Source organism: Mesorhizobium sp. WSM4840, from assembly GCF_055811755.1.
In genome coordinates this window covers 43,156-63,544 of the sequence record NZ_JBVVQD010000029.1, presented here as the reverse complement: position 1 = coordinate 63,544, position 20,389 = coordinate 43,156, and the positions used below count along the sequence as shown (strand labels likewise).

Genomic DNA, 20,389 nt, shown 5'->3' with positions numbered 1-20,389 from the left:
AGTTTGCGGCCACTCCTTCCGAAAGCCAAGAGCACGTCTTAAGCCGATGCCCGAGACCGCAATCCAAGAACGGCAAAGTGGCACATCTGCGAGCGATGCGAAATTCGGCTTCGCTACCCGCGCGATCCATCACGGCTACGATCCGGCTGGTTTTCCCAATGCCGTTCAACCACCCGTCTTCCTGAGCTCGACCTGCGATCGAAAGCGTTGCGGCGAATGAGGCCGCCGCCTTGGCGGCGCAATCCTCGGCGACGCGAAAGCCCTCCACACGCTGTACGAATCGGACTTGCGCTACATCTCCGGCGCGGCGCTCTCGCCCATGTCAGCCTTCCTGGTTATGCGCGGGCTGAAGAAGACTCTCACGCTTCGCTTCGCATCGCATCGCCTGCGCTGACCGCGCGGGGGCCTTGACCAACAGATCTCGATTTCCTGAAGAAAACGCCGGCGAAATCCGCAATGGCCTCATGATTGGAGGCCGAAGGGTCAACCGGCGCTAAGACATGATCGTCGCCCCACCGACGCATTTTGCCAAAAGCATCTCAACGACGAATATGCCGGGGCCGCCGCCTTATCCCGCGAGCGGCCCAGCCCGCTCGCACGTCCCGTCCCGTCCGCTATGCGTAACACCAGGCTGATGCCGGAGACGTAGGCAGTCACCGAACCGGTACTCCGTCGAGACACGACAAATTGGTCTGTCTTGAGCCACCGGCAAGCAAATCCATTACTGATCCTCGACTGCCATAAGCGTTAGATGGGTTGAACATGACATGCTCGCAGCAGATGCAATCGTCAGGACCCTTGCCTCAGATGCTTGGACAGACCGGTGTTTCGGCAAGTGTTATCTGTCGTCCAGCGATTGGCATCAGTTTTGATGGACGCGAGTAGCTTGCGAGGGACGCATGCGAACGCGGCGCTGCTCCCACAATCGTCGCAGTTCTCCTGTGAGAGCCTCGCGCTGGGCCTGATCCAGCGTAATTGTATCGAGGAGATCCGCGAGCACGGCTTCGCCTTCGATCCGCGTCAGCAGATCGAACAAGTCATGTGAAATACGCACACCGTCACGGCTGGAGTGATCCGTTCGGATTTCGCAGACAGTCTCCTGGCGATCCAGCGCCGTGTGAGCGCGGACCTTATACAGGGATACATAAGGCGGCAATGAAACCGCGAGCGCAGTCCAATCCTCCAGCGTTGCGGCCCGTTTTTTGACGAGGAACGGCCCGACCACAAGTCCATCCAACCCTGTCGTCAGGAACGTGGCAATCGAGTCTGCAACTGAATCCACGATCGGCTCGGCATTGTTGTTAAAGGACGTGTTGAGCAGAATTGGGATGCCAGTGCGCTGCTTGAAGGCATTGATGACGTCCCAGTAGGCCGGACTGGCCTTGCGCGATACTGTTTGCAGCCGAGCCGTACCGTCGACGTGCGTGATGGCGCCGAGCAAACCACGCTTGGAGTCGCGCACACGGACCACGAAATTCATGAAGGGAAATTCGCACGCACTGCCTGGGAGGTCGAAAAATTCGCGCGCATCCTCCTCCAGCACTGATGGGGCGAACGGGCGATACCCTTCCCGCTTCTTGACCATGGCGTTGATCCGGTCCTTGTTTGTGGCGGGCCTGGGGTCGGCAAGAATGCTGCGATTTCCGAGCGCGCGCGGCCCGAACTCCGAACGACCTTGCACCCAGCCGATCACGGCGCCACCGGCCATCCACTCGGCTGCCCTATCCGCCACCGCCTCAGTGCGTTCAAACTCCAGGTGCCCCGCCCATGCCTTTAGTTCCTCCTCGACAGCGTGATCGCTCGTGAGATCCGGCCCCCAATAAACCTCCTGCAATCGCGCACGCGGCGCGGGGCGGCCCAGCTCACCAGACACGATGAGTGCAGCGCCCAATGCGCAGCCAGCGTCATGCGACGCGGGCTGCACGAAGATGTCTTCGAAAAGGCCTGAATAGAGCAGCTTGCCGTTCATGGAGCAATTGTGCGCAACGCCACCGGCCAGGCACAGTCGCGTCATCCCGGTGGCCTCACGATGATGCCGAAGAATGTGAAACACGATGCGTTCGAGTGCTTCCTGTAGCGACGCACTCACATCTTTGTGCTGCTGAGTGAATGGCATTCCCTTTTGCCGGACCTGAATGGTGCGAAGCAAAGTCGGACCGATGCGGTCCAGGTGGACGCGATACTCGCCGTTTGCAGACAGTTCATAGAACTGCTCGAAAAGCTCGCGATAGGGAACGGGATCGCCGTAGGGGGCAAGCCCCATTACCTTATATTCATCGAACAAGCCGTAGCCGAGATACCGGATCACCTCGAGATAAAATAGCCCAAGGGAATTGTTCTCTGGGAAAGTCGCGAGTTGCGAAATTTCAGCACCAGATCCTACCGCCACAAGACCCGACTGGAAATCACCAGAGCCATCAATCGCGAAAATCAGACTTTGCTCGAAGCCCGACATTGCAAAAGCACTCACGGCGTGCGCCTGATGATGACTTACGAATGAGATACGCGAAGGGTCGAGCTCGCTACCGAACTCCTGCGCCAACAGCTGCTGCACCAAAAGTTTGGCATCCAACGGAATGGAGGCGTCCGGCTCGGAAGCAAGCATTTTTTCGAGCATGGCGTTGCAATAGGCTTCGGTAGCGTAGTACGCTACATGATCGATTTCGCTGAGCTGAACCCCAGCGGCTGAAAGACAGTATTGAACCGAACTGATTGGGAGCTTGTTGGAGTGTTTGATCCGATTGAGGCGCTCCTCTTCTACGGCCGCGATGACCTGTCCGTCTCGGACGAGCACCGCAGCGCCATCGTGCATGAATGTATTCGCAATCTGGAATCGGTTTTCATAGACTTTGTCTAATCCGCCGCTCAATCCTAGACACAGCATCTCGCTCTCCGTTTATCGTACAGGAAGACTGAATTGGCCTATCTCAAGGCCGTTTGATCAAAAACACAGGCTGCGTTGTCGTTCGCCGCCGCGAACGCCAGTCAGACATCACCAACCTCAAAGAAATTCTCTTACGCCTGGATCAACATGAGATCCTGTGATCGAGGTCCCGGGCGTTCCATAACGTTGAGAGATTGAGTGGATGCCACGAAGACCCTGGGTTGGATGCCGATTTGCGTTGGCGATGTCGTTTTTATTTGCAGCACGAAGTCCGTAGCGCATTGTTTATCTCACTCTCTTTCGTCAGCGCATTAGTCGGCGGCGCAACAGCGCCATCGAGAGGAAGAATGGCAACAGCGCGTACAGGCCGAGCACACCGACGTGCAGGGCGATGCCGCTGATCGGGCGATCAAGCATAACCGGACGAATGAGGTCGATCGCATGTGACAGCGGCATGCATCGCGCTATCTGCTGAAAGGCGCCAGGCAACTGGTTCAATGGGAAAACGGCGCCCGACAGGAACAGCATAGGTGTGAGGACAAGCGTCTGGTAAAACACGAAGTAATCGTAGCTGGGCGAAAGTGCGGTGACGATCATCGCGAGGCTCGCAAATACGCACCCTGTCAGAGCAATGATTGGCAGCGCATAGAGGACGGAAGGCCAGGCGGCATAGCCCAAGGTTGCGGTGACGATGGTAATAGCCGTACCGGCCATGAAGGCCTTGGTGGCTGCCCACGCCAGTTCACCCAGAACGATGTCGCCGAGGGTAACGTGCGTATACAGCATGGCTTCCCATGTGCGTTGAGAATGCATGCGAGCGAAAGCCGCGTACAATGTTTCCAGGGTAGATGCGGTCATCGCACTTACCGCGACCATGCCGGCAGCCAAAAAGGCGATATACGACGCACCGTCGACGCGGCCGACCATTATGCCGAGGCCGGTGCCTAGGCCGAAAAGGTAGATCATAGGATCGGCGAGGTTACCGAGAAGCGACACGAGTGCGACTTTCTTCCATGCCAGATAGTTGCGTCGCCATACCGCAACCCAGTTCCACGCATTGGCCGGCAGCGCCGCCGCAAAACCTTCAATCATCGTTCACTCCTCCATCTCGCGCCCGGTCAGCCGCAAGAAAACATCCTCGAGATTGGCTGGACGCAGAAGAAGACGCAGACCTGCTCGCCCCTGCAGTTGCGTGCGCACCTGGTCAGGGTCTGGCGCATAGCAATAAAGGGTTTCGCCGCTGACCTCGATGCGCTGGGAATGTGGCTTGACCAGCGACAGCAACTCGTGCGGATCGCCGCCATAAATCTCCATGACCTGGCATCCGATATGCTCGTCGATCAGCGCCTGCGGGCCGCCTTCGGCGATGTTGCGGCCCTTTTCGAGCACGCACAGCCGATCGCATAATCGCTCAGCCTCTTCCATGAAATGCGTCGTCAGGATAATCGTCTTGCCGCGTGCCAACAGGGCGCGCAGCCGCTCCCAGATCAGGTGGCGCGCGTGCGGATCGAGGCCGGTGGTCGGCTCGTCCATCACAATGAGCTGGGGGTCGTTGATCAACGCCCGCGCCATTGTCAGGCATCGCTTCATGCCGCCGGACAGTTCCGAGACGCGCGCATCCGCCTTGCGCTCGAGGCGAGCGAACTCGAGAAGCGACGGGATGACCGCTTCGCTCTGACGTGTGCTCATGCCGAAGTAGCGTCCGAACACCAGCAGGTTCTCGCGTACGGTGAATTCCTGGTCAAGATTGTCGAATTGCGGGACCACGCCAATGCCCCTGCGTGCCAGCCGAGCGCGCGCCGGCACCGGGACGCCGAGCACCGTGATCGTGCCCGCGTCAGGGCATGTCATGCCGAGGAGCATACGCGCAATCGTGCTTTTGCCCGCCCCGTTTGGTCCGAGGAGGCCGAAACACTCTCCCGACGCAACGGAGAACGATAGTTCGTCGACAACGATCTTGTTCCCATACGACTTGGTTACGCCGGCAAAATCGACTGCCACGGTCGACAGAGAGTCAGGCACGGAGCTTTTCGTGCTTGTTTGCCCGTGAGACTCCCGTTCGATCGCAGGAGTCTCGAATCGCCGCAAATCCTCTGGGCCCAACTTACGCTTCAACAGTTGATGTTTCTGGTCCTGGCTCAAAACTCTTCCACCTGAGATCACGTGACTATTGCTGTTCGCTGTAAGCTGCGTCAGATCCCACCAAGTTCGGCTTTGAACTGGTGCCGCCAGTGTCTGTCACATTGGCCGCAGAGCTGCGCGACAACCAATCGCTGTTGCTCAATGTGCACAGCGCGTATGCTTTCAACGGGAGCAAGAGAAAGATGTTGATGAGTGTGTGGAGCGAGAATCCGAGAAATCGAAGTTGGCGCGCACGAAACGCTGCCACGCCGCAGCGAACTATAGTCATGGCCGCAATCGTCAGGCATGCCGTCCAAGGCACAGTACCTGTCGTTACCAATTGCGCGAGTCCCGCCAGGATCGACAAAGAGAGCAATAATGGGCCAAGATTCTGGCCAATCACGTCCAATGTGAGATAGATATTAAGGCCGCGCAGTAGTTCGAGCCCCAGCAACGTGTCACGGAAAGTGCTCCGGGCCCAGCGAAGTTGTTGGCGCAGATAGGGACCTATCCTGTTGGGAACGACTGTTGCCGCGACGGCGTCTGGAACATACTCTGTTCGAAAGCCTGCTTTCAGCATCAGGATCGTAAGATGGCGGTCCTCACCGAAGTCGCTCAGCTTCCCTCGAAAGCGTTGCGTCTCGTACTGATCCAGCAGCGAAAGAAGCGCGGATCGCCGGTACATGGCACACGGACCGCAGCAACACATGACGGCACCGAACCGAGCCTGCGCTGCCCGCTCTTCGTTGCAGGCGAGCCAGTATTCCATGTCAATCAACCGCGTCAGCCAAGTTTCACTGCGATTGCTAGCCGCCAACTGGCCCATGGCGGCGCCGACCGCTTGATCTTGCATCTTTAGCGCAAGCCTGGTGATGACGTCCGGGGCGAGTATCGTGTCCGAATCTACATTCAGCACCAAATCTCCGCACGAGCGGCGAATGGCGGCAATCTGCGCCTTGCGCTTTCCGACATTCTTTGGGAGCGGAATGAAGTTGAACCTCGGGTCGCACGCGTATTCGTCTTGTACACCGACGAGGGCATCGCGGTTTGCAGAACCGTCATCAACAACATAGACCTGCAGTTTGCCGGCGTAGTCCTGACTTGCAATGGAAGCCAGGCAGTCCGAGAGGGTGCGAGGCGCCTCGTTGTAGCACGGGATAATGACATCGACGCTCGGCCAAGGCTCACCGCTGGGCGGGTCGCCCGAGGTCGGCGGTACGTTTGTAGGCAGGGTATAAAACACCTGCGCGGTTTTGTAGACGGTCGACAGCAGCGCATAAGAGCAGATGGCAACAGTACTGGCTGTGGCAAACAGGGTCATGAGATGTCAGATTTTTCTGTGAATTTGAGGAAGCGAGCGGATAACAGATCCGCGGTCATAGCTCTGGACCGTTCCGATCGATCAAAGTGCCGGCCGGCCACTCGCTCATCGAGCGTCCAATTGGGAGCACCATGAGGAGTACGTCGTCGTCGACTCGCGTCGTGGAAGGCAGATCGGGGTACACGTCCGGGAGGGTTGAACGCACGCGAACGCCCGTCAGAATGTTCGCCAAGCCTTTGCGGCAGAACCTCCCAACATGGTTCCGGAGCGCTTGCCGAACCGTGCCGAAAGCGAATGGAACGCCAAGCTGCTGCAGCACTGGATACATGACGCTAATCGAATGGGCGATTCCCAGCCCCTCAAGATCCGGACGCACCCCGTATAGACCGAGTTCCGCGACCAGCAGATCAACGTCGCCAACTTTGATGTATCGGCGCAGCACGCCCATGTGAGCCGCTACCCCGTGCACATCATAGCCGATTGCGCGGACCTCCGGCCTTGCACCGGCCCAACTTCGACCGCCTTCGAATTGCTTCCCATTAAAGGCTCCGGTCGGCTCATAGGTCTTCCGGAAGAACTCAGAGAGTTCGAGGTGATCGGAAAGCTGCAACTCATTTTCCCAGCACAACCTCCACTGCACGTCAGGGCGCATGCGAAGACTTCCTCTTTTTCGGGTTCTTTTGTGCACCTCACGCGGTAGAGCAATGGCGGTGCATGTCATGGGTCTATGAACGACCCTCCCGGATTGGTAAAATTGATTGTTTAGATCGCGAGCATCCACGCTATGGATGTTAAAACCATGCCTTTCAAAGGCCCTGATCTGAACCTTCTGGTCGTGCTCGATCGGCCTGATAAAGCGACGGCACCGATGGCCGTTCCGCGAAGCCTGGCTCGACAAGTTGCGGCAAGGCGGCATGCCAATGGCGCGCTGGTCGCGCTCGCCAACAGGAATCGTCTGGTCAATGCTCTCGAGTGTTGCCTGTCAACCGGACTGTCGGTGAAAGCACCTGGAGAGCGGGAAGGAGGGCGCGCCCGGATGGCGCTACTTCGAACGAATTGTTTGAGGTTTTGGCCGACTGGAACACCCGGCTTGAGCACCTGAAGCCTGAAGTGAGCGAAGGGGCTGGCCCCTAAGTCTTCATTCCCTGCGAGGGATCAAAGATCGCCGCACACAGAAAAGGCAGCCTAAGGAGCGTCAGCACTTGCGCCCGCCGAAGGGCCGGGACGCGGGACTGACTGCAACGACGAGATCGGTTAAAAGGGCACCCGTAGGAGTGTCAGCATAGCGCCGCCTAAGGCGGGACGCGGGACCGACGGCCCCCGACGAGGAGTGCCGCATTCCCGGCTAGGGATCGTCACCCACCTGGGCCGAAACCCCTTTGAGGTTTGGTGGCGGCAGCCACAGAGCCCGTCCCGCATAGGGAGAGCCAGGCAAAATAAGGACTTCGCTTCATTTGGGTATTTATGGGTCATTTATTGGGTAAAGCCGTTACGCAAAATGGCAGAGGTGGGGAACGGTCACCCCGTCGCTTCCGAACCTGATGTCTGGACCGGAAAGGCTTCGGCCGACGTCTGGGGGCCGTTGAGGTGGAAGCCGGCGAAAACCCCTCGAGGCTCGCGGCGCAGAACGTCGAGCCGCATGAAGAAGCCGGATGTAGTCAGCAGTTGTTACCATCAACCGGATCCAGCTAACTTGTTGCAATCGGGCGCTCTTATACGTCCCCATATTGGGTCAGCTTGACACCACAGAAAGCGCACAGAGGCTCCAAGTGTTTCATCAGGAAGCGGAAATCGGCTTTCGGAAGAGGGCCAACAGGCAGTCTTCATTGATCGACGCGCCCCGGCACTCGATGCACTCGATCTCGGTCAACGATTCGTTCAGCATGGCGATGGTGGTCTCTGCACCAGCAGCGTGCCCCCAACGTTGGCAATTGGCGTCACGTGCCGACCCGAAAACCAGCTGCCCGCCTGGCGCAAGCAGGCCTACCAAGTTGCGGACTGCCGCGCGGATCTGAACGAGGTCTCCGACGTAGTAAAGAACCTCCGCCACGACGATCAGGTCGAACAACTCATCACTCGAAAACTGTTGAACATCGGAAATTATCCAGCTGATGTGCGGCGGCTCCTTCATGCGTAAACGTGCTCGCGTAATCGCTGGCTCCACGACATCGATCACAGTGAGCCGCTGGCAAATGGGGGCTAGCCGCTCCGTAAAGGCGCCGGCAGCGCACCCGACTTCGAGCGCATTTGCGACTCGACCTTGCGCAAGTGACAACCGGAGAATTTGGGTGTGGCGCTCCCGCTCGAACGGGTTGCCATCAAGCCGCCATGGATCGTCTGCGGCCATTTCTCGATTCAGCAGTTCATGATCGATTTTATGGGTCAAATTCGCACCTAGCTAAGGCAGCAATCACCGGCGCTGCAAATGCCGTCAGATGTCGGTAGGGTCGGGACCCGCGCACGCTCATTCTGAGAAGCGGGGGCGTTCGTGAGACCCGAGGTCAAAACACCGCCACGGTTCATCGTGTGGCCCACCTCCCGGCACCAATTTCCACTGCCTTCGGATCGTTGCTTTCTGCTGCTCCCTTGGGCCCAGGTGGTTGGTGCTCAGGCTTTTTCGTCGGACGTACTTCGGGCCGAGGCAGTTGATTTCGGTCACGCTCCTAATTGGGTCGGCAGGATTGGCAAAATTGATTGTTTGGATGACAACCATCCACGCGCTGAACACATCGAAGGCGGAATTGGGCGTGGCTGGGTCCACTTCTGTGTGGCGCCGGCCGACAAACGCTTTGCGGCGGTCGGGAATTCCGCGCACACACGGCGATTGACACGCTGACGATCCGCGATGGAAGGGACTCGCGGCATTCAGCAGCCCGTCTTCATCAAGCTGATCCCGCGCAGCCGCGACCGCACCACACTCGCCCGCCTGCTACGACGCCGCACTGATGCTGACACTATGGTGACTGGGGTTTACCGCCTCAGCATGGCCGCAATGCCATGACGGACAAAGGGAAGATGTTGGCCGAGGCGCAGCCCCACATGCCTTGCAAGCCGTGCCGCCGGATGCTCGCTTGAGTAGAGTCCGACGAGGATATTCGTAGCATGGTAGAGCGGCGCCGCCGACAGGCGCAGTCGGCTTTCATATCTGTGGAGCATGTCAGGGTCGGCAATGTCGCGACGGTCGCGCCATGCGGTCTCTATACCGCGGGCGAGCTGCTTCTGGCCGCCGAGGCCGATGTTGAAGCCATGCGCGGTCACCGGGTGCATGCCAATGGCAGCGTCGCCGATCAATGCGGCGCTCGGCGCCCGGAACCTGTGCGCCCAGGTCGTGGCCAACGGATAGATATAGCGTTGGCTTGCCAGGCTCATGTTGCCGAGGCGCCCTCGACAGCGCTTTGTCAACTCCCTCAGGAACAACTCGTCGTCGAGGGCAAGCAGTCCGTCGGCCTCGTTTGAGGGCAAAGTTAGAAGCAGCGACGACACGCCTTGCGCGAGAGGCAACATCGCCACCGTCTGATGGTGATCGAACCATTCGATCGCGATCTGGTGGTGGGGGCGCTCGTGCCTCACCCGGCAAATCAGCATCGAGTTGCCAAGCCGATTGATATCGGCGCCAATGCCGAGCAGATTGCGGGTCGCGGAAAAACGCGAATCGGCTGCAACGAGAAGCCGAGCGCTCAGCTGCCTGCCATTGGAGAGCGTTATCACTGCTCCTTGACGGCTGTTTGTTGCACGCACGACCGAGTGGCCGCACAGCAGCCGGGCATGGCCCTGCAAGCGGATGATCTTGAACAGGGCATCGCGGATCTGGCAATTCGGGACCAGAACGCCCAGTGGTTCCGCGGATCCGCCGGGGGAATCGAAACACAGCGCAAAAGGGCTCGATCCGTTGAGGACGCGTGCGCCTTGAAGCGGTGACTTGTCCGAAGCAGGGATAACATCCCAGGCGCCGAGCTCGCGAAGGATTCCAATCGAGGCGTGGGTGAGAGCGATCTCGCGACCGTCGAAAGCCGGACTTGCCAGTCTTTCCAGGGATTGCCCTTCGACAACCGCCAGTTTGAGCTGGCTATGGGCAAGCGATGCGGCGAAGGAAAGTCCGACCGGCCCGGCGCCAACGACGATGATGTCGAAGCTGTCGTCACAGCCGGCCATCAGCGTGCCGCCAGCGCGTCGGCTCTCTTCGTGAGATGTTGAGGGAGTCGAGCCGCAGGTCGTGCATCGATTGCGCTGTGATCTATTGCCCGCATCGCCTCAGGCGCGTTTCTCACGTCGGTTCCTGGCTGGTGAAGCGTCATTTGCCCGCCATATGATCTGGATTGTCAAGATGTTGGGAGCGACGACCAGGCTGTCGGTCAGCACATGCGTTTTTCCCTGAAGGACTGATCGATCAAACCACGCCGACAAGGGCATGGCCCTGATCTGGGTCAGTCGAGGCGGAACCGGCGTCGGATGACATCGATCCGATCCAGTCATGCGTCAGCTGATCCCATGGCGGCGCAATGGCACCGCCAGCCCGAGGGAGAACCAGGCACGTCTGGTCTGGGGAAGGCGGTTTCAGGACTTTTGCGAGATCAGCGAATGACCGGCTCGCCATGGAAGCGCCGGCGCGAGGGCGGCGAGACACCGAAGCCGACTTCCATCATCAGCCGTGGCGTGCGCGAAGGCACGGTGCCCATGTGAAAGCCGAACGGATCCTCGACGAAACCGCCATAGACGTTGAGAACCTCTTGCGCCGAAGGGCCGACGAGCAGCGTCAGCTGATGCTTGAGGACGCGCCGCTTGTGGCTGCCCCGGACATAGACATGCGGGCCGGTGCCTTCGTCGACGGGCGTCAGGTAGAAGAAGAATTTCAGCATCCGCCAGTCATCGAGATCGAAATGATGCTTCCCGAGCGAGGCACGGTTCTTGTCGGCGTCGGAAGCCTGGCCGGTCGGAAAGCTCCACCAGACGCGTGTGGTGATCAGTTTCGCCTGAGCGCCAGATAATGCGCGGCGATGTCGAGCAGCAGCGGGTCGCTGTACGGCGAGCGCTGCCTGGCAATAAGGCCGCGTTCGAAATAATGGTCGCTGAGCAAGGGGCGGCCGAAGCGGACCTCTGCCTGCGCATGCTCACCGGCCAGGAATTCGAGACGGCGATCGAAGGCGTGCACCGGGCGAAGTGAGGAGAGCGGTTGATCAGGACGGATATGTGCGCGACGAGATCGTCCAGACGTGTCGCAACACCAAAGGCCGCCAGGCGCCTGCTGACGCGACCTCTGAAGAAGCGGGTCTGCCGCCAAAGCGTATGATCACCGACAAACTGCGCGCCTACGGGGCGGCCCAACGCCAGATCATGCCGAACGTGGAACACCGCTCGCACACAAATTCGGATCCATCGACGCCAGGCAATGGCCGCGTGGGAAGCCGTGAGTGCACGGCCTGCCTGAAAAAGCGCGGTGTCGGGCTCACGCGGCCACATTTCAAACGACGTGACAACGCCATGGCCTGCCACCGCAGAGCGCATCCTCTCCCGACAAGCAGGACGACCTTTGGTCATCTCTGTTGTCGGGTTGTCGAGTTCGCGACACGGCGATGTTCGACCCGGCGTGCCACCGCGCTCTCAATTAAGCGATTGAATCAAAGGCAATAAGCGCCGTTCACAAGTTTCCTGCGCAGTTGGCACGTCTCTTGATGTTCTCGTTATGCGGCGCCACACGCCGCTGACCGTGCACTACTGATTCATCCTCTTATTTTGAGCTCTAGGAAAGGAGAAAACAATGAAGGCGGAAATGTCAGCTTATGGTGTGACCGAACTGGCTCCCGAAGAAGCATCCAAAATTGCGGGAGGGATGTTTTGGGCAATAGCTTTCGCGATTTTGGGGACGTTAGGCCTTGCGCTTGTTTGTATAGGTGCAAAAATCCTCGACGAAAAAACCCACTGATTCACCCTCCTGTTTGAGATTTAGGAAAGTAAGACAATGAAATCAGACCTGTCGTCTTATGATGTGACCGAATTGACTCCTGAAGAGGCCTCTGCAATTTCAGGAGGGTTTTGGCAACTAATTTGGGCAGCTGCTACGATAATAGCCTTTGTAGCTGCATGTGTAGGGGAAGCGATAGTACGTCAGTCATATACGGATAGAACATAAGTGCCAACCCAACTATGCTTCATACTGAACATGGACCAGCAGTTCCCCTTTCTTCTGAGATAGCCTGCTACACCGCAGAGAGCATCCTCTCTCGCCGATCAGGGCGATCTTTGGCCATCTACAAGGTGGTTGTGCTCTCTGTGGTTGCGGCATTGTTGTCGCTGCCATTTATCACCATATCGGTGTCTGTCCAAAGTGCCGGTATCATTCGCCCCACCGTCGAGAAGACGCCCTTGGTCGCGCCCGTCTCCGGACGCATCTCCCGCATCCTTGCCGCTGAAAACGATCTGGTTGCTCAGGGGCAAGAGATCCTCGCCCTCGATGATGGGGTGGTTGAGGAAAAGCTCAGGGCGCTTACAGGCGATATTCGCGCAAAGAGCGATTTTGCCAGTGACCTCGAAATCCTGATCTCCTCCGGCACGCAAGCCAAGGACCCGATCCGCCTGTTGACCGAGTTCGCCACGGCCGAGCGCGCCCATTTCCTCAACCTTGTGCGGGAGAACCAATATGCCCGCGGTAATGCGGCTGCGGAACTGCAGCGTGTTAAGCGACTGCTCTCCGCTGCCGTAGCACCGGCAAAGGCCGTTGAGGAAAAGGCCTTCGCACTTCAGCAGGTTGAGATCCAGGGCGAGATCCTCGCCCGGCGCAAATTCGCCGAATGGAACCAGCAGCTGTCCGACGTTAAGCTGCGCCTTGAGGAACTCACGGCCGCCTTGCATCAGCTTGAGAGCGAACGGGACCTGACTCTCATTCGAGCTCCCATATCAGGCGCTCTCGAGCAATTCTCGGGCCTCACTTCCAGCAGCTACGTCCAGGCCGGGCAAACCGTCGCTTGGGTTTCGCCGGATGGTGAACTGGTGGCGGAAATCTTCGTTTCTCCCAACGACATCGGCTTTGTGCGCCCCGGCCAGTCGGTGCGTCTCCAAGTGGATGCCTTCAACTACAATCAATGGGGTGTCATTGACGCGACGGTGCTCGACGTGGCGCACGACTTCACCCTGCACGACGGGAGCCCGGCCTTCAAGGTCCGCTGCGCGCTCTCTCGCCGCCATCTCGCCCTCAAGCACGGGGTCATCGGTAACCTGAAGAAAGGCATGACCGTGCGGGCCCGCTTCCTCCTGGGCGACCGCACTGTCCTGGAGCTCCTGTACAACGAGGTCGACGATTGGCTCAACCCGCTCCTGGCGAGCCACTGATTCTCCATTTTCCAAACAGTCAGCGAGCCGCTATGTCGAGCAAGATCATCAAGTTCAAGCAGCGCGACATCACGGATTGCGGTGCCGCCAGCCTTGCTTCTGTCGCGGCCTTCTATGGCTACAAGCTGCCATTGTCGCGTATCCGACAGTATGCCTCGACCGGCCGCTCCGGCACCACTGTGCTGGGCCTCATGGAAGCGGCCCGGAAGCTGGGCTTCGTTGCCAAGGGGGTAAAGGGTGGCTTCGACAGCCTATACAAGATCCCCAAGCCCGCCATCGCGCACGTCGTCGTCAGCGAGGTTCTGCATCACTTCGTCGTAGTCCAGGCGATCAACGCCAGGTGGGTCATCGTCATGGACCCAGCCTATGGTGAAATCCGCAAGCTGGCGCACGAGGAATTCAAAAAGCAATGGACTGGCGCCCTGGTGCTCCTGGTTCCCGCAGACACCTTCAAGCGCCGCGACGAGACCACCTCACCCCTGGGTCGTTTCGCGCGTCTGCTTGCGCCACACAAGGCGGCGATGGCGCAGGCTCTCGCGGGGGCGCTGGTGACGACGATCCTTGGCCTCTCGACTGCCATTTACGTGCAGAAGATCGTCGACCATGTGATTACAGCGGGTAACCGCAATCTGCTCAACCTGATGAGCGTCGCCATGCTCTTGATCTTGGTTGTGCAGATCCTGATCAATCTCCTCAGAAACCGGCTCGTCCTGCAAACGGGGCAGAAGATCGACGTCCACCTGATCCTCGGCTACTACAATCATATCCTAAGCCTGCCTCAGAAGTTCTTCGACAGCATGCGCATGGGCGAAATCATTTCCCGCATGAATGACGCGGTGAAGATCAGGAGCTTCCTGAACGACGTCTCGATCAACATGTTCGTTGACGTGCTAACGGTACTGTTCTCGTTAGGGCTGATGTTCATCTACTCGTGGAAGATCGCCTTGGTCGTGGCGGTCTCCATCCCTTTGTACCTCTCGGTCTATTGGATCATCAACCGGCTGAATAGGAATCGTCAGCGCGCCGTAATGGAGAACGCTGCCGAATTAGAGACACAACTGGTGGAATCACTGGGAGCTGTCTCCACAATCAAGATCTCCGGCATGGAGAGCTTCGCCAACTTCAAGGTGGAGACCCGCTTCATCAAGATGCTGCACTCCGTCTACAGCTCCGGCCTGATCTCGATCTTCGGAGACAGCACCTCGACATTCCTCGCAACTTTATTCACCATCGTGCTGATGTGGTTCGGAACGACACTTGCCCTCGATCAAACCGTCACGCCTGGCGAATTACTCTCCTGCTATACCTTGCTAGGCTATATCACCCGGCCGATTGCCAGTCTGATCCAGACCAACCGGATCGTTCAGGATGCTTTTGTCGCAGCCGATCGCCTGTTCGAGATCTTCGACCTGGAGCCGGAAAGCGGTGGCGGCATCGATGCAGACAAATCCGACATTGGCGACATCCAGCTGGAGAAGGTCACGTTCCGATATGGTAGTCAGTTCGAGCTTTTCCAGGATCTTAGCGCCACCTTCCGCCGGGGGGAAATGACAGCAGTGGTGGGGGAAAGCGGCTCGGGCAAGAGCACCCTTGCGGCGCTGCTGCAGAATGTCTACCCGCTTGAGGGTGGATACATCCGGATCGGCCGTTATGCCCTCCAGGACCTGTCGACCGTATCCCTGCGCAAGGTTGTCGCTGCGGTGCCGCAATCGATCGATGTGTTCTCGGGCTCGGTGATCGACAACATCGCCCTTGGCGAGTTCGAGCCGGACATCGAAAAGATCCTCCAAATCTGCGATCAAATAGGGCTGCGGGAGGTGATCGAGCGCTGGCCCGGTGGCTTCCAGGCCTATCTAGGCGAAAACGGCGTACGCCTCTCCGGGGGCGAGAAGCAGCGCCTTTCGTTGGCTCGGGCTCTGTACCGGGATCCGGAGATCCTGATCCTCGACGAAGCAACCTCCTCTCTCGACTCGGTCGCCGAGGCGTTTGTCCTGCGAGTGGTTGAGGATCTGCGTCGGGGCGGCAAGACCATCGTCATCATCTCTCATCGACTCAGCACCATCCGTTGCGCCGACAAAATAATGGTCTTGGACAAGGGGCGGGTTGTTGCGGAGGGGAGGCATGCTGATCTGCTGACAGCTGAAGGCGCTTACGCTCGCTTGTGGCGGGCGCAAACCGGATCCAGCTAAACAGCTTCAGGTGAGGGGCACGGCAGAATTTTGGGGCAGTGAGGCATGGAACAGCAGCGGCGAATGTATATCGCCGTCGCTTGGTTTCAACCTTGTGGGTGTGCCGCGGTCGGCCATATCCTTCAATGCGAAAATGCGAGTTCATGTTTTGGGCGCCACGGAGCGTCCGAAAATTGTAGCTTACTTGGGGGCGCGATGAACCTGATCGATACGAGGCGCGCCGAGCTGCTCTACAGCCGCATGGGCCCGGCCATCGAAGCCTCCGGCGGCAGCGCCGGCAACACGGCGGCGGGTGTCGCCAGCTTCGGCGGACGCGCCGCCTTCTTCGGCAAAGTCTCGAACGATGCGCTCGGCGAAATCTACGCCCATGATATCCATGCGCAGGGCGTCGCCTTCAACACCAGGCCGCTCAATGGCGAGCCACCGACGGCGCGCTCGATGATCTTCGTTACCCCAGACGGCGAGCGCTCGATGAACACCTATCTTGGCGCCTGCGTCGAGCTCGGGCCTGAGGACGTCGAGCCCGACAAGGCCTCGGGCGCCAAGGTCACCTATTTCGAAGGCTATCTGTGGGACCCGCCGCGCGCCAAGGAGGCGATCCGGCAGACGGCCAGCCTGGCGCACGCCGCGGGCCGCGAAGTATCGATGACGCTTTCGGATTCGTTCTGCGTCGACCGCTATCGCGACGAGTTCCTCGACCTCATGCGTTCGGGCACGGTGGACATCGTCTTCGCCAACAGCCACGAGATCAAGTCGCTCTACCAGACATCGTCCTTCGACGGGGCACTGGCTCAGATCCGCAAGGATTGCCGGATCGCCGCCGTGACCCGTTCGGAAAAGGGCTCGGTGATCGTGCGCGGCGACGAGACCGTCACCGTCGAGGCGACCAAAATCCGGGAGCTGGTCGACACCACCGGCGCCAGCGATCTCTATGCCGCCGGCTTCCTGCATGGTTACACGCAAGGCCGCGACCTCAAGACCTGCGGCGACCTCGGCTCACTGGCGGCCGGATTGGTGATCCAGCAGATCGGCCCGAGGCCTCGTCAGAATTTGCGCCGCGAGGCCGAGCAGGCCGGGTTGTTGTAGGGACGCATCTCGGCGAGGTGCTGCTCACCCTCCCCTCTTTGCGGGCTGTCCAGACAAGCGCTGGGAAAACACCGTGTACCCGTCCGTGAAGGATGGCGGTTCTTCTACAAATTTCTGATTATGAAGGCTCAGGAACGTTGTCGCCCTTCGGCCCAGTACTGCCGGCCGATCATGATGGTCAACACGCCCTCTTACGAAAATCGTTCTGAGCCGGGATCGTACAATTGACAGATTGCCCGACCGGCCAGCCACAGCCACCGGTCAGCCACAGCCTGCGAACCGGAGAGGGGCGCAGATGGTTCAGCTCTACCGCGATCTGCGAATTGAGACACGCCGCGGGTGAATGATTCACATAAACACATAAACATTTCTTTATACAGCATTGACAAGAAAGCGGGCAGCTGCGATTGTCCGCATGTCGTGGTTCTCCGCAAGGCGTTGCCCTAGCGGAGCTAAGAGGGAAGCCGGTGCAATGCCGGCGCTGCCCCCGCAACTGTAAGCGGCGAGCCAACCCACCAATGTCACTGGGGCGAACTGCCCCGGGAAGACGGGCAGAGGCTGTGACCCGCGAGCCAGGAGACCTGCCACGGTGAACAACGTCCACGGGCGGGGTGTCTGGTGGCCGCGGCAGCTCGGCGTTGATGCCGGCCTGTTAGCGCCTTCCTTGTCCCCGCCGCTAGCCATCGGGGTATGGAATGAATGTCTCCCAGCAAGTTCCCATAGCAACGCTTGGTGTGCCGCGTATCGGTCGCCGGCGAGAACTGAAATTCGCGCTCGAAAGCTACTGGTCCGGAAAATCTTCTGCTGCCAACCTTCTGGCGACGGCGAAGGCGCTCCGTGCCGCCAGTTGGAGCGAGCAGCACGACCGGGGCGTGTCGAAAATCCCGTCGAACGATTTCTCACTGTATGACCATGTGCTCGACACCGCAGCAATGGTCGGCGCCGTGCCAACCCGTTACGGCTGGACGGGCGGCGAGGTCCCCCTCGACATCTACTTCGCGATGGCGCGCGGGACGCAAGGCGATACCGCGGGTTGCGGACATGCCAGTCACGGGCATGCCGTTCAGGGACAGCGCGTAACCGCGATGGAAATGACCAAATGGTTCGACACGAACTACCACTACATCGTGCCGGAGTTGGGCGACGATCAGACATTCGCCCTCTCGTCGACGAAACCAGTCGATCACTTTCTGGAGGCAAAAGAGCTCGGCATCCATACACGCCCGGTCCTCCTTGGACCGGTCACCTTCCTCAAGCTGGCGAAGTCTCCCGACCAAGGTTTCAATACCATGGCGCTGCTACCGCGCCTGCTGCCCGTCTACGAGCAACTCCTGCGAAATTTGGAGCTCTCTGGGGCCGACTGGGTTCAGATTGATGAGCCGGCGCTTGTGCTCGACCTTAACCCGAACGAACGAGCTGCCTTCGAATTCACCTACGGCCAGCTGTCGAAAGCCGCGCCCAAGTTGAAAATCATGCTGGCTACCTATTTCGGTCCGCTGGGAGACAATCTCGAGACCGCGCTTTCGCTGCGCCTGGCGGGCCTACATCTCGACCTTGTGCGCGCTCCCGAGCAGTTGGAGACGGTTGGTCGGCTCGCACCGAAGGATCTGGTGCTCTCACTTGGCTTGATCGACGGCCGCAACGTCTGGCGCGCGAAACTGACTGCCATTCTCGACCGTATCAAGCCGGTCATTGCCGGCTGGCCGCTGGACCGCGTCGAAATTGCGCCTTCCTGCTCGATGCTTCATGTGCCGATGGACCTGCGGATGGAGACCGCGCTCGATGTGGACGTCAGATCATGGCTGGCATTCGCCGCCCAGAAGACTGAAGAGCTGCTCGTGCTGGCCCAAGCCTTGTCCGAAGGCAGGGATACTGTAGCGGGCGCGCTCAAGGCTTCTGAAGAGGCCGCCGCCGCGCGCGCCATGTCTGCAAAGGTCCATGATCCGCTCGTCCATGGGCGAGTTGTCGGCATTGACGGCGTCATGAAGCAACGAAAGAGCGCATTTGCCAAGCGCTCCAGAGTCCAGGCTGACACGCTCGGCCTGCCGCCATTCCCCACGACGACCATCGGGTCCTTCCCGCAGACGGCCGAGGTGCGCAGGGCGCGCTCCGCTCATGCGAAGGGCCGGCTGAGCTATATCGACTACCAGGCCTTCCTGAAGAAGGAGACCGAAGCGGTGGTCCGTTGGCAGGAGGAGATCGGGCTGGACGTGCTGGTACACGGCGAGTTCGAACGAAACGACATGGTGCAGCATTTCGGCGAGCAGCTGTCCGGCCTCGCCTTCACCCAGCATGGCTGGGTGCAAAGTTACGGCTCCCGGCTGGTGCGCCCTCCCATCATCTTCGGCGACGTATCGCGGCCCAATCCGATGACGGTTCTCTGGTGGCAATTTGCCCAGTCGCTGACGAATAAGCCGGTGAAGGGCATGCTCACAGGGCCAGTGACGATTCTGAACTGGTCTTTTGTTCGCGACGACGTACCCCGCGCCGAGACCTGCCGCCAGATCGCGCTCGCCATCCGCGATGAAGTGACGGACCTCGAAAGAGCTGGCGCAAAGGTGATCCAGATCGATGAGGCCGCATTTCGCGAAGGCTTGCCGCTGCGGAAGGCCGACTGGAAACATTATCTCGGCTGGGCTGTCGAATGCTTCCGGCTCGCTTCGACGGGTGTGGAGGACGCGACCCAAATTCACACCCACATGTGCTATTCGGAGTTCAATGAGATCATCGACTCGATCGGCGAACTGGACGCGGACGTCATTTCGATAGAGACGTCGCGCTCTAAAATGGAACTTCTAGACGCCTTCACCAAGTCCAAATATCCGAACGAAATCGGTCCTGGCGTCTACGACATTCACTCACCACGTGTCCCGGAGATCGGCGAGATTTTGCATCTCGCTCAACTTGCCCGCGAGCGACTGTCGGACAGCCAATTGTGGGTGAATCCGGACTGTGGTCTCAAAACAAGGAAATGGGAGGAGGTCCGCCCTGCCCTCGTGAACATGGTCGCTGCGGCATTCGCCCTGCGGGAGAAAGTGCAGGCGCAGGCCGCTGGGCCACTGTGACCGGCAAACATGTGACCAGCGGGCTCCGCGGATGAGTTCAAAGCAGAAGGGACGGCATCGAAAAGCCGCCCACTGATTGGTAGAGGCCCCACCCTTGTCGTCCAGCCGAAGGCCCGCTGGACGGCTGAGCGGCGGGGCAGGATCTGGGAAGCCGCTTCTGGTCCGAGGACGGATGATTTCAACCAGGAACTGGAGTAAGGCGGCTTTGCCCGTGAGCTTCAGCCTCTCACAGCGCCAGCGGTCAACAGACACTTCACCGAGGGGCGAACGATGCCGCCTGTGCACCGACACATCAAGATATCGGCGGCCAGACCGACCATCGAGAGCATCGTGTCGAGTGATTGCGTCGCATGTGGCGGACATCGACGAAATAGCCATGCCGCCCAGCTGCAAGCTGCGA

General features: G+C 59.3%; 12 protein-coding genes, 2 pseudogenes and 1 riboswitch. Of the genes and pseudogenes, 6 read left to right on the top strand and 8 right to left on the bottom strand.

All coding sequences use genetic code 11. The features are described from left to right. Window positions 1-862 precede the first annotated feature (862 nt). From AC0L3I_RS29035 to AC0L3I_RS29000, 8 genes and pseudogenes are all read right to left on the bottom strand, one after another. Entirely contained in the window at window positions 863-2,884 is a 2,022-nt protein-coding gene (locus tag AC0L3I_RS29035; RefSeq protein WP_473529161.1) for a carbamoyltransferase family protein, read from the bottom strand. 303 nt (window positions 2,885-3,187) lie between these two features. Then, a complete protein-coding gene (locus AC0L3I_RS29030) occupies window positions 3,188-3,976 on the bottom strand; it encodes an ABC transporter permease (protein WP_010913823.1) in 789 nt (262 codons plus the stop codon). Window positions 3,977-3,979: 3 nt separating this feature from the next. Next, window positions 3,980-5,002 (bottom strand): nodulation factor ABC transporter ATP-binding protein NodI, encoded by a 1,023-nt coding sequence (gene nodI / locus AC0L3I_RS29025; RefSeq protein WP_473529189.1) that lies wholly within the window; start codon window positions 5,000-5,002, stop codon window positions 3,980-3,982. Window positions 5,003-5,051: 49 nt separating this feature from the next. Further along, the gene (nodC, locus tag AC0L3I_RS29020) at window positions 5,052-6,326 is read right to left on the bottom strand and encodes a chitooligosaccharide synthase NodC (protein ID WP_473529160.1); all 1,275 of its coding nucleotides are present in this window, start codon (window positions 6,324-6,326) and stop codon (window positions 5,052-5,054) included. A 55-nt stretch (window positions 6,327-6,381) separates the two neighbouring features. Continuing rightward, on the bottom strand, window positions 6,382-6,978 hold the full coding sequence (locus AC0L3I_RS29015) for a NodA family N-acyltransferase (protein ID WP_473529159.1): 597 nt from the start codon (window positions 6,976-6,978) through the stop codon (window positions 6,382-6,384). Window positions 6,979-8,103: 1,125 nt separating this feature from the next. Continuing rightward, window positions 8,104-8,712 carry a nodulation methyltransferase NodS gene (gene nodS, locus AC0L3I_RS29010; RefSeq protein ID WP_172352356.1) on the bottom strand — a complete coding sequence of 203 codons (609 nt, stop codon included), beginning with the start codon at window positions 8,710-8,712 and terminating at the stop codon, window positions 8,104-8,106. Between the two features lie 584 nt (window positions 8,713-9,296). Next, a complete protein-coding gene (ubiM, locus tag AC0L3I_RS29005) occupies window positions 9,297-10,478 on the bottom strand; it encodes a 5-demethoxyubiquinol-8 5-hydroxylase UbiM (protein ID WP_473529158.1) in 1,182 nt (393 codons plus the stop codon). Between the two features lie 419 nt (window positions 10,479-10,897). Next, a pseudogene (locus tag AC0L3I_RS29000) lies at window positions 10,898-11,466 on the bottom strand (hypothetical protein); the annotation flags it as partial. 23 nt (window positions 11,467-11,489) lie between these two features. Here AC0L3I_RS29000 and AC0L3I_RS28995 point away from each other — a divergent pair. The 6 genes and pseudogenes from AC0L3I_RS28995 to metE all read left to right on the top strand — a co-directional run. Then, window positions 11,490-11,684, top strand: a pseudogene (locus tag AC0L3I_RS28995) (DDE-type integrase/transposase/recombinase); the annotation flags it as partial. A gap of 397 nt (window positions 11,685-12,081) precedes the next feature. Next, window positions 12,082-12,246 carry a hypothetical protein gene (locus AC0L3I_RS28990; RefSeq protein ID WP_473529157.1) on the top strand — a complete coding sequence of 55 codons (165 nt, stop codon included), beginning with the start codon at window positions 12,082-12,084 and terminating at the stop codon, window positions 12,244-12,246. 317 nt (window positions 12,247-12,563) lie between these two features. After that, window positions 12,564-13,649 (top strand): HlyD family secretion protein, encoded by a 1,086-nt coding sequence (locus AC0L3I_RS28985; protein WP_473529156.1) that lies wholly within the window; start codon window positions 12,564-12,566, stop codon window positions 13,647-13,649. 32 nt (window positions 13,650-13,681) lie between these two features. Then, window positions 13,682-15,838 (top strand): peptidase domain-containing ABC transporter, encoded by a 2,157-nt coding sequence (locus tag AC0L3I_RS28980; protein WP_473529155.1) that lies wholly within the window; start codon window positions 13,682-13,684, stop codon window positions 15,836-15,838. A gap of 63 nt (window positions 15,839-15,901) precedes the next feature. After that, window positions 15,902-16,924, top strand: a complete 1,023-nt coding sequence (locus tag AC0L3I_RS28975) for an adenosine kinase (protein ID WP_473529154.1) — start codon at window positions 15,902-15,904, stop codon at window positions 16,922-16,924. Window positions 16,925-17,328: 404 nt separating this feature from the next. After that, window positions 17,329-17,527: riboswitch (cobalamin riboswitch) on the top strand. Between the two features lie 116 nt (window positions 17,528-17,643). Continuing rightward, window positions 17,644-19,989 carry a 5-methyltetrahydropteroyltriglutamate--homocysteine S-methyltransferase gene (gene metE / locus AC0L3I_RS28970; protein WP_473529188.1) on the top strand — a complete coding sequence of 782 codons (2,346 nt, stop codon included), beginning with the start codon at window positions 17,644-17,646 and terminating at the stop codon, window positions 19,987-19,989. Window positions 19,990-20,389: the final 400 nt, after the last annotated feature.